The following is an 11090-nucleotide window of genomic DNA, read 5'->3' as shown; positions in this document are numbered from 1 at the left end:
TAAGTAAAGTGGGATCCCACCCTGAATGGTGAATAGACAAGAGGAAAAGCTGGATGATATCGAAACGTTTCGCTGTTTATTTTAAAGAAGCATATTATATGCAATAAAATAGTTAACTCTCTATTTTTCTTAATTTTAACATCGTCGTCGTTAATAAAGAATGCCCTTCATTCTTCATTCACAAAAAACTAGTGCGACGTTATCGTTCTACTGGCCGTCAGCGAGTATTAGAGAAATCGATTACTTGTTGAGGAAACGATGCTGGCTCAGTTGCTGCAACGTTACTAATAATAATTTTTCTTTTGTCGTTATTTTCCACTGGAAAANNAAAATACACGTCTCTAGTCTTCAGTCTTCCGGCCAGATAATCTCCGATTATTCAAGCTTATGACGCTAAGTTCGTCGAAGGTTCAATCGCATCCTGGTTTAGGATCAGCAGGGAAAGCACGCGATTTTCAACGTTCAGCTTCGAAAAGGACAGCGTACTGAGCTGCTTTTTGGTAAAGCCATCAGACAACAAATCCGAGACCACGTGCGTACTCAACATGTTGGAGTTCGTCATAAAATCGTGATAGGCAAACTTCACGTTGATAGGGAGTACATCATCAATTGAGACGGGCGTATTCATTTCAGCACGCAATCCAAAATGGGCGTTGAAAGCGGAATTCGCACAGACGACCTTACATTTCTCGTCAATCACCGCCACTGCACGTCTATCATTCTGAACTGGTTGAGAAAGCATGCCTAAAATCTCATTCCGGCCAAATATCAGACTCATTGTTTCCTCTGCATCATGCTATGTAAAAAGATATCTCACAGCGAGCCATGACGCCACGGCGCACCATTGATAAGCAATCAACCTACCGGAATGTAAAAGGTTTCCGGATTAATAGTGTTCTTCCCTACCCCAGAAAATCCCCTACTAAAAATAGTGAATTCACTAACCGGAACCGTTTACACGTTCTCATGTTACCGAGGCTCAAACATCTGCCGCCTTACTCAGCGTCAGTGATGTTGGGTATATCTATGTTATTTATTTTTGGAAACCGGATATTTCTGAATCAGATACAAAAATAATACTTCATTTTTTCAGCGGCTAGCACACGGTATCTTTACGCCTTTTAAAGAGGATCCACATCGATGCTATGCAACCGACTAAAGTGTAGATTATTCACACTTATCTGCCCGTGGATAATCAGATAAGCCTATTTCATTAATAGTCTACATATAATTAACAACTGGAACAAAAATCCAACACATCAACCATCGTTGAACGCGCTAAATAGCTGGCCTACGTAGGAATATACTCTGAACAAGATTTTTACTATCGGCTGAATAAGCGGGATCTTTATGCCTTTTGATCGTAAAGGGCGATCAAAAACTTGATAACGATAGATATAAACTATTGAAAACAATGAATTGATCGTTAATCACATTATAACAGCACTGATAATTCTGCTGGCAGTCATATTGTGACATACATCACTTACTGCATTTTGACTACCACAAAAAGTTGCCTGTTTTCTGCACCAGAAGACTATCTTTTAAGTAACGCCTCATTGCTTTTCCTCCATTGCGTGATCAATCGCGCAAAAAAGAAACAAAGATAACAGGTTAACTACAATTAACGATTATTTGACATAGCATTAACATGTTTAAGGAGAAGCGCTATGACACAACATAATAAACACACGATTCCCGCTGCAATTGCAAAAAATGCACTGATAAATGCCCAGCAATACAAAGATATGTATCAGTTATCCGTTGACGACCCCGACGCCTTTTGGGGCGAGCAAGGAAAGATCGTCGATTGGATAAAACCTTATAAAACGATCAAGAACACCTCATTCGACCCAGGCCACATCAGTATCCGCTGGTTTGAAGACGGTACACTCAATGTGTCAGCAAACTGCCTGGATCGCCACCTCGCCGAACGTGGCGATCAAACCGCCATCATCTGGGAAGGTGATGACGCGACGGAAAGTAAAAAAGTCACCTACCGTGAACTGCATCAATCCGTATGTCGCTTCGCCAATGTGCTGAAATCGCAGGGCATCAAAAAAGGCGACGTTGTTGCTATTTATATGCCAATGGTGCCGGAAGCGGCGGTGGCAATGCTGGCATGCGCCAGAGTCGGGGCGATTCATTCGGTGATCTTCGGGGGGTTCTCTCCCGAAGCGATTTCTGGGCGTATCATCGATTCCAGCGCCAAACTGGTCATTACCGCCGATGAAGGCGTACGCGCCGGACGAATGATTCCGCTGAAGAAGAATATTGATGAGGCGTTAAAGAATCCGAACGTCACCACCATTTCCAGCGTTATCGTTTTCCGCCGTACGGGTAAGATCGGTGAATGGCAGGACGGGCGCGATCTGTGGTGGCACGATCTGGTTGAAAAAGCAGACGATTATTGTCCACCAGAAGAAATGAACGCAGAAGATCCACTTTTTATTCTTTATACGTCAGGTTCGACCGGTAAACCCAAAGGCGTGTTGCACACCACTGGCGGCTATCTGGTTTATGCTGCGCTGACCTTCAAGTATGTATTCGACTATCATCCCGGCGACATTTACTGGTGTACGGCGGACGTTGGCTGGGTCACAGGGCACAGTTACCTACTTTATGGCCCACTGGCATGCGGTGCGATTACGCTGATGTTCGAAGGGGTACCAACGTGGCCAGACGCCAGCCGCATGGCGCAAGTGGTCGATAAGCATAAGGTCAACATCCTCTATACCGCTCCCACCGCGATCCGTGCGCTGATGGCTGAAGGTGATAAAGCGATCGAGGGCACATCGCGTGAATCCCTTCGGATCATGGGGTCCGTCGGTGAACCGATCAATCCAGAAGCTTGGGAATGGTATTTCAACAAAATCGGCAATGGCAAATGCCCTATCGTCGATACCTGGTGGCAGACAGAGACGGGCGGCTTCATGATCACTCCTCTGCCTGGCGCGATTGAAGCGAAAGCCGGCTCCGCGACGCGCCCGTTCTTCGGTGTACAGCCTGCGCTCGTCGATAACCTCGGCACCCCACAAGAAGGCACCGCTGAAGGCAATCTGGTCATCGTAGATTCCTGGCCGGGTCAGGCGCGAACCCTGTTTGGCGATCACGATCGCTTTGAGCAAACCTATTTCTCTACCTTTAAAGGCATGTACTTCAGCGGTGACGGCGCACGCCGTGACGAAGATGGCTACTACTGGATCACGGGTCGCGTTGACGACGTGCTGAACGTTTCCGGGCACCGTCTGGGGACGGCGGAAATCGAATCAGCGCTCGTTGCCCATCCCAAGATTGCTGAAGCCGCCGTGGTCGGTATTCCACACCATATGAAAGGCCAGGCCATCTATGCCTACATCACGCTGAATCACGGCGAAGAGCCGTCCAGCGAGCTGTATACGGAGGTTCGCAATTGGGTACGTAAGGAAATCGGTCCGATTGCTACACCGGACATCCTGCACTGGACCGATTCTTTACCCAAAACGCGATCCGGCAAAATTATGCGTCGTATTTTGCGTAAGATCGCCGCCGGTGACACCAGCAATCTGGGGGATACCTCAACGCTGGCCGATCCTGGCGTCGTCGAAAAACTGCTCGAAGAAAAGCAGGCCATGAGTAGCGCCTCTCAATAACCCTCTGACCCACTACTCTCTTCATCCCCGTAAGCCATGATATGGCTTGCGGGAATGTCGGTGGTGATAAATCAGAGGATGACGGTCGCAGTCGCACTCAACCCTACAAATTACTGGAGACTTACGATGAATGATTCCATTTATCAACGGATTGAAAGTAACCCTTTATTCAGAGAACTGGTCAACAAGCGGCAGCGTTTTGCCGCTTTTCTTTCACTCATCATGCTGGTGCTTTATGTCGGCTTTATTCTACTCATCGCCTTTGCGCCTGGTTGGCTGGGAACACCAATTAGCCCAGAATCCAGCATTACCCGCGGTATTCCGATTGGCGTGGGATTGATCGCAATCTCTTTCATTCTGACTGGTATTTATGTGTATCGCGCTAACGGTGAATTTGATCGTTTGACCAAACAGTTACTGAATGAGGTAAAGCAATGAAAATACGCTTTATGATGCTGTTCGGGCTTTTGGCGCTGCCTGTACTTGCATGGGCGGCAGATGCCCTCACAGGGGATGTCCAGCGCCAGCCGTTGAATATTCAGGCCATCGTGATGTTTCTGTTATTCGTCAGCGGTACGCTGTATATCACCTACTGGGCGTCGAAGAGAACTCGTTCACGTAGCGATTATTACACGGCAGGCGGCAACATTACCGGCTTCCAGAACGGGCTCGCGATTGCGGGCGACTACATGTCTGCCGCGTCTTTCCTCGGTATTTCTGCGTTGGTCTATACCTCCGGCTACGACGGCTTGATTTACTCACTCGGCTTTTTGGTCGGTTGGCCCATTATTCTGTTTTTGATCGCAGAGCGACTGCGCAACCTCGGACGTTATACCTTTGCTGACGTCGCATCCTACCGTTTGCAACAGCGCCCGATCCGCAGCCTCTCCGCTTGTGGTTCGCTGGTGGTGGTGGCGCTGTATCTCATCGCACAGATGGTGGGCGCGGGGAAACTCATCGAACTGCTGTTCGGCCTCAATTACCACATTGCCGTGGTGCTGGTCGGTATCCTGATGGTGATGTACGTGATGTTTGGCGGCATGCTCGCCACCACATGGGTGCAGATTATTAAAGCCGTCCTGCTGCTGTTCGGTGCCACCTTCATGGCAGTCATGGTCATGAAATCAGTAGGCTTCAGCTTTGACACCTTGTTCAAACAGGCGATAGCGGTGCACCCCAAAGGCGCGTCGATCATGAGCCCCGGCGGACTGGTTTCCGACCCGATATCCGCGTTGTCCCTTGGGCTAGGTCTGATGTTTGGTACGGCTGGTCTTCCGCACATCCTGATGCGTTTCTTCACCGTCAGCGATGCGAAAGAAGCACGAAAAAGCGTGTTCTACGCCACGGGGTTCATGGGTTATTTCTACTTCCTGACCTTCATCATCGGTTTTGGTGCCATCCTGCTGGTCAGCGCGAATCCTGCGTTTAAGGACGCAACGGGCGCGCTCATCGGCGGCAATAACATGGCAGCGGTACATCTGGCCGATGCCGTCGGCGGCAACTTCTTCCTCGGCTTTATCTCTGCCGTGGCCTTTGCCACCATTTTGGCGGTCGTCGCGGGTCTGACGCTGGCGGGTGCCTCTGCCGTGTCCCACGATCTCTACTCTAACGTGATCAAGAAAGGGAAAGCGACAGAGCGTGATGAATTGAAAGTCTCGAAAATCACCGTGATGGTGCTGGGTGTGGTGGCGATTTCGCTCGGTATCCTGTTTGAGAAACAAAACATCGCCTTCATGGTCGGGTTAGCGTTCTCCATCGCGGCGAGCTGTAACTTCCCGATTATTATCATCTCGATGTATTGGTCGAAGTTAACCACGCGCGGTGCGATGATCGGCGGTTGGGCGGGTTTGTTGACTGCTGTCATTTTGATGATATTGGGGCCGACAATCTGGGTGAAAATTCTCGGTCACGCTACACCTATTTACCCTTACGACTATCCAGCGCTGTTCTCCATGCTGGTCGCGTTTATCGGTATCTGGTTCTTCTCCATCACCGATCGCTCCGAAGCCGGACAGCAGGAACGCGCACGCTTCCATGCACAGTTTGTCCGCTCACAAACTGGCGTCGGCGCATCAAAAGGCAGTTCCCACTAACCTTCCTCTCTCATCCTCCCCTTCACAGGGGAGGATTTAACTCTTTGATGTTTCTGGTTCACTCTCCCCTACCAAGATTTTTATACATAGACTCCACGACTGATAAGGGATTATGCCGTTATCCGGCATACAAAATTATGCAGCGGTATTCATGAACGCCGAGTGAGCGACAGGACGTCGCGAAAGTCAGTGTCGCGTCGGCCAAAACGTCAACGACGTTTTGAACAGCACTTGTGCTGGCCCGAAGGGCGAGTCCCATTTATGGGCGAGTAAACGCGTCACTGACGGCTCGATTAGCGGTCATGAGCACCGATGGAACCGCGCGGCGGCATAATTTAGCCGGAAGCCTGGGTTCGCAGGGCGGCGGCGATTGAGCGCCATGCGTCGGGCGCATATACAATTTAACATATGAATGATCACGGTATGGCGCACGAAACCGTCTCTTAGGCGACATAAAATACAACCAATAATAGGCTGCCACGGTGAAGGAAAAATCTAGTCATATCCCAAATATAGAGGCTTGTAAGAGGTCTGAAACCCACTAAAGAAGCGTTAACTTCTTTCATATTCGAACACGGGATATGCTGGAATTGGCGCACGACATCGGGCTATTATTTGAACACTGGAATCTGTCTTTGCCACTGCGGCACGCATTATTACTGTACGTCGCGACAGTGGGCAACACGTCTGACATAGACAGGTTCATTGATTCAGTGGCTGAGCCCCTGTCAACGCATAAGGAGGACACAATGACCATTGCACAACAATTACACCAAAGGGGATTTGAGCAGGGGATGCAGGCAGGGCTACAGGAAGGAAAGCAAGAAGGGATGAAATCTAGCGCGCTAAACATCGCACGCCAGTTACTGCAAAACAAGATGGAACAGGAGCTAGTTCAGCGCGTCACCCAACTGTCCGATGAAGAGATGACGCAGTTGCTCCGCAGCGAGCAGAAGTAATTTTTTATCGTGGGCTATCCCTGCCCACGCCCCTTCGGGCCAACGCTGCGCGTTGTTGAAAATCGCTCCTGCGCTTTTTTATCGTGGGCTATCCCTGCCCACGCCCCTTCGGGCCAACGCTACGCGTTGTTGAAAATCGCTCCTGCGCTTTTTTATCGTGGGCTATCCCTGCCCACGGTTCTGCGGAACCCAGCGCTTCACCTTGTTAAAACGGGGTTTATTCCTCGCTTAAGGTCACCACGTCATACATCACGCTGCCGCCTTTTAATTGCAGCGTGATTGTGTTGTTGCCGTTTTTCAGAAAGCGGGATGACACAGGGATACGGGCGATGTGATAACGACCACTTTGTAGCGCACCGCGATAAATGGTTTTGTCGTTTGCGTAAGTCAGCGTTTCCAACGTGGTGCCGTTCACCGCTACCGCCAGCTGTGGCATGGTCGGTTCACTCATGCCGCTGTTGCTCGCGGCCGCCAACGCGATGTTCAGGAAATAGGTTTTCTTCTCCGGTTGCAGGGCAAAACGGATATCCCATTTTCCCGGTTTGGTCTGCGCGTAATACCAGTCACGCTGATAGTCGCTGCGGCCAATATCGAACATCAGATTTGCTGGAACCTCCTGCTGCCAGCGGGTATTGCGTGACTCATTGCCAAAGCGGAATTCGCTCGCCTGCCGATTGGCCTGTCCAATAGCCCATACAACTGGCTCGGCTTTGGGCAGCGTTATCACAGGCAGCGCTTGCTTATCACCGGAAACGGACAACGTTTGTTCTGCCACTATCCCCGGCTGTGTACCGCTGTTGGCATATACCGCCAGATGGTAATTGCCCGGACGCACATGGGGAATCGCAAAATTCCCCTGAGCATCGGTGGTTGCCTGATACGAATAGCCGCGAGTTTGCACATCAAACGGTTCATCCAGCGATGACGAAAGCACGACGGTTACGGCCTGCTGGCTGGCAACACGTCCACTCACCTGCGTGCGCTCGCGCGCATAGCGGGAATCATCCACCCATTGGTACGGCCAACTGACGGTTTCCGTCAGCGCCTGACGCTGAGCATCCGCCAGCATGTGTCCGGTGTCGCCCTGATTGATATACAGCAGCCACGGACCGTAGAATTTTTTCCAGCCCGGTGGAGCGACCATATCCGGCGTGCCGAAGTGCGAGCCCGTCATGTAGTTCAGGATGATCGCATCCTGATGCACCAACAGATCCTGCTTAAGCGCATCGCCGGAGAAATACTCCCGATTGCCGTGAATCAGCCACGCGCCCACGCCGTTACCGAAAACGCCCCAGAAAGGCGCGGCACGCATGTAACCGGCAAAATCATATTTGGAATAAATGCTGCCATCTGGCAATCGCCAGGTTTCATCCTGTACCTTCGGCGACGCTTCAAGCTGGCTGTAGAGCAGCGGTTTACCCTGACGCTCACCATTGTAGAGATGATCTAACCGAGCGGGATCGAAGCGATAAACGTTACGTAGTTCACTGACTTTAACGTCCTGAGTTCCGCTATTTTCAGCAACGACATAGCTATAAAGCCCGCTAACACCGCGACGCATAATCAGGTGATATTCAAGCCGTAACAGCCCGTCCCGATCGTCGATATAAGCCACATGCGCCATCTCACGATCGTTGCGCAGCACCTCTATCCGCTCGGGGACAAAATCTTTGACGCCTTTAGCATGCGTATCGTTAACATAGTAATCGAGGTAAGCGCTACGCGTTTTACTCGGATCGCGCGCCGCACCGGACAGATTGGTGACGATGTTTTTGCCTCCCGTCACCATGCTCGTCGCGCTGCCATCCTCCCCGAATGCGACCTTCAGCAAGCCGTTATCCAACACGGTATTCAAACCAGAAACGGATAACGACACCGCATTATCCTGCGCGCTATAGCTATAGGGTGCCAGCATGGCACCCACCAACAACAAGACAGATCGCTTCACAGTCAGCCCTCTTGTGTTCCACTGTTTAGACAGAAACGTTCATCGCGATGGTTCAAGCCACGGCAAATGTCAGATATTAGGGGAAACACGGTGATGAGGTTCCCGCAGGGACACCTCGCGCCGTGGTAGCCCCGTGTATCTCGGTATGGCACCAAACCTTGTCGCTGAAATTAAAAATTTCTGCCATTTTAAATAGATAGGATAGAGATATGAGTAACAAAATAATCGAAGGGATAAGCGCCCTCCTTCACGCCACTGCCAGCACAAACAAGAATCTGGCAATAACGGAAAGATAGTCAGGATCGACATCGCAGAAATCAAAACTGATCAGAATGACAGTTCTCGGATCAGCACGGCGGACACCACTTTCCAGCCGCGAATCAACAGGCTTTGCGCCTCACCGTCCATCACCACCGTGCCGCGCAGCACCTGCGGCTGAGCACGATAATCGTCGGGCAGACTGAGCAGCACGCGATAAACGGCCTGTTCAGGATGCAGCTTGCGTTGTGCATCGCTCAGCGTGGCAATATCGCCGCCATAAATTGATGCCAGTTCCGGTGCGGCGTTCAGATCGCGCGTTGCCGTGCTGGCAATCTCCACAATAGTGAGCGGCAGCGACGAACGGCTCACATCCTGTAAATAAAACGTCCCCTTTGCGCCCGTGTGGAGCCGCTGCCAGTCTTTTTCCGATACGAACGCTTCCACCAGCCCGCCGGTTGGCTTGGTGACAACCGCCAGCCACTCGCCCTGCCCCAGCCACTCACCGGTTTCCAGCGGCGTTGTCATGTCAGCCACCACGCCGTCTATCGGCGCACGCACCGTCAGTTGTTCAGACTGACGCTGCAAGACCTGTAACTTTTGCAGCGCGGCTTCGTGCTCCTGCTTTACCCGCTGGTGATCGCCAGCCGCTTCCTTGTTGAATACCTGAAAGGTGCTTTGCCAGTTCAGCGTGGCGATTTGTCGCTCTAGCTGTTTCTGTTCGTGCGCCAGCGCGTCAGACGACAGCGTAAACAGCGTTTGTCCCGCCTGTACAGGCTGGCCGACCTTCACGTCAATGCGCTGAATCATCGCGGGCACGGGCATATACAGGCTGCTTTGCTGTTCCGCCCGCAGCAGCGCTGGAGCGTACACGCCGCGCTGCCAGGGAATCATCAGCAAGAGCAGAACCACGGCGCTCACAGTCAGCGTTGTCGTCATATTACGGTTCATACGATAATCCTTACGGCGTTTACTCCATTCGCGCACTTCATTCACCACCGGCATCACCACGAAGTAGCCGATTTCAATCGCGAAAAGCAGCATCCCCAGCAGTTTGAACGTCATGTGGTAAACCAGAATCGCGATACCGGTAAACAGGAAGAAACGGTATATCCACACCGCGAAGGCATAGCCCACCAGCGTGCGCTGTAGCCAGCGTGGAAAGTGCTCCGGCGGCGCATCACCTAAGCCGAACAGCCATTCCCGCATCTGCCAGCGGCCGATAGCGAAGCCACGGTTTTGCAGATTCGGCATCTGCAATCCATCGGACAGCAGGAAATAGCCGTCGAAGCGCATCAGTGGGCTGAGATTAATCGCCAGCGTCATAATCCAGGTTGTCGTCGCCAGCATAAACGCGGCGCTGCGCAGCATGCCGTCCGGCAAGAAGCTCCATGCCAGCGTCGCCCACGCCGCCAGCACCAGCTCGGTCATCATGCCCGCTGCGCCAATCGCCATCCGCTGCCGGCGGCGGGTGAGCTTCCACGAGCCGGACGTATCGGTGTACAACACCGGCATCATCACCAGAAATGCGACGCCCATCGTGGCAACCCGCGCACCAAAGCGCTTGCAGGTGTAGGCGTGACCGAACTCATGCAGAATCTTGGTAAAGCACAGCGTCAGCCCCGCCAACGCTGCGCCTTCCAGCGTGAAGAAGTGCAGAAACGTATGCTTGAACGTTTCCCACTGGCGTCCGGCGAGGAAGAGCCCCAGCACGGCCACCAGCAGCGTCAGTTTGAGGAAAGTCCGGCTGAAAAATGGTTCGACCCACGGCAGCGTTGCGCCCAGAAAGCGATCGGGGTGCCATAAGGGGATGCGAAAAAACAGGTAGTTCTTCAGCAGTTTGCGCCAAATCGAAACGCGTGACTGTTCCACCTGACGAGAAAACTGCGCCAGCGCCTCATCGCCGGAAACGCGCGTCAGGCCGTTGGCCTGCAAGAAGCGATTGAAGTACTGCACATCGCTGTCATCGAGCGTCAGCGCAGAAGTCTGGTTAACGTCGGACACGATCTGCGCCGCGTTCCCCATCGACCAGCGCGATAGCATCGCCATTTCTGCCCAGCCGATACGAAAATAGAGACCACGCAGCGGATCTTCCAGCGTCCAACTGGGCGACCCGTCGCGGTTAGCCGGCCCGGCGTGCAGGATCAGTTCATCGCGCAGCGGGCTAAGCCCAGCGGCTGGCGTTGCACCTCCGGCCATC

Annotated in this window: 7 protein-coding genes; 4 read left to right on the top strand and 3 right to left on the bottom strand. The window is 52.2% G+C overall.

Translation table 11 applies throughout. The features are described from left to right. Positions 1-385: 385 nt before the first annotated feature. The gene (locus H0248_RS03795) at positions 386-778 is read right to left on the bottom strand and encodes a transcriptional regulator (protein WP_180784852.1); all 393 of its coding nucleotides are present in this window, start codon (positions 776-778) and stop codon (positions 386-388) included. A gap of 892 nt (positions 779-1670) precedes the next feature. Between H0248_RS03795 and acs the strand changes: the two genes are divergently transcribed. The 4 genes from acs to H0248_RS22030 all read left to right on the top strand — a co-directional run bounded on the left by acs (position 1671) and on the right by H0248_RS22030 (position 6684). Further along, positions 1671-3632 carry an acetate--CoA ligase gene (acs, locus tag H0248_RS03790; protein ID WP_180784851.1) on the top strand — a complete coding sequence of 654 codons (1962 nt, stop codon included), beginning with the start codon at positions 1671-1673 and terminating at the stop codon, positions 3630-3632. A gap of 126 nt (positions 3633-3758) precedes the next feature. Next, positions 3759-4070: a DUF485 domain-containing protein gene (locus H0248_RS03785; RefSeq protein WP_180784850.1), complete on the top strand. Its 312-nt coding sequence runs from the start codon at positions 3759-3761 to the stop codon at positions 4068-4070. Beyond that, the gene (gene actP / locus H0248_RS03780) at positions 4067-5725 is read left to right on the top strand and encodes a cation/acetate symporter ActP (RefSeq protein WP_180784849.1); all 1659 of its coding nucleotides are present in this window, start codon (positions 4067-4069) and stop codon (positions 5723-5725) included. The genes H0248_RS03785 and actP overlap by 4 nt, the downstream gene beginning before the upstream one ends. A 749-nt stretch (positions 5726-6474) precedes the next feature. Then, entirely contained in the window at positions 6475-6684 is a 210-nt protein-coding gene (locus tag H0248_RS22030; RefSeq protein ID WP_226887620.1) for a hypothetical protein, read from the top strand. A 217-nt stretch (positions 6685-6901) separates the two neighbouring features. Here H0248_RS22030 and H0248_RS03770 read toward each other — a convergent pair whose 3' ends face one another. Both H0248_RS03770 and H0248_RS03765 read right to left on the bottom strand, forming a co-directional pair. Continuing rightward, positions 6902-8632, bottom strand: a complete 1731-nt coding sequence (locus H0248_RS03770; RefSeq protein ID WP_180784848.1) for a polysaccharide lyase family protein — start codon at positions 8630-8632, stop codon at positions 6902-6904. A 327-nt stretch (positions 8633-8959) separates the two neighbouring features. Then, the gene (locus tag H0248_RS03765) at positions 8960-11089 is read right to left on the bottom strand and encodes an HlyD family efflux transporter periplasmic adaptor subunit (RefSeq protein WP_180784847.1); all 2130 of its coding nucleotides are present in this window, start codon (positions 11087-11089) and stop codon (positions 8960-8962) included. Position 11090 lies beyond the last annotated feature (1 nt).

The organism is Pectobacterium brasiliense (assembly GCF_013449685.1).
In the GTDB taxonomy this organism is placed as follows: Bacteria; Pseudomonadota; Gammaproteobacteria; order Enterobacterales; family Enterobacteriaceae; genus Pectobacterium; species Pectobacterium brasiliense_A.
Note: the sequence above shows the minus strand (reverse complement) of the source record. Positions and strands in the feature narration are given on the sequence as shown.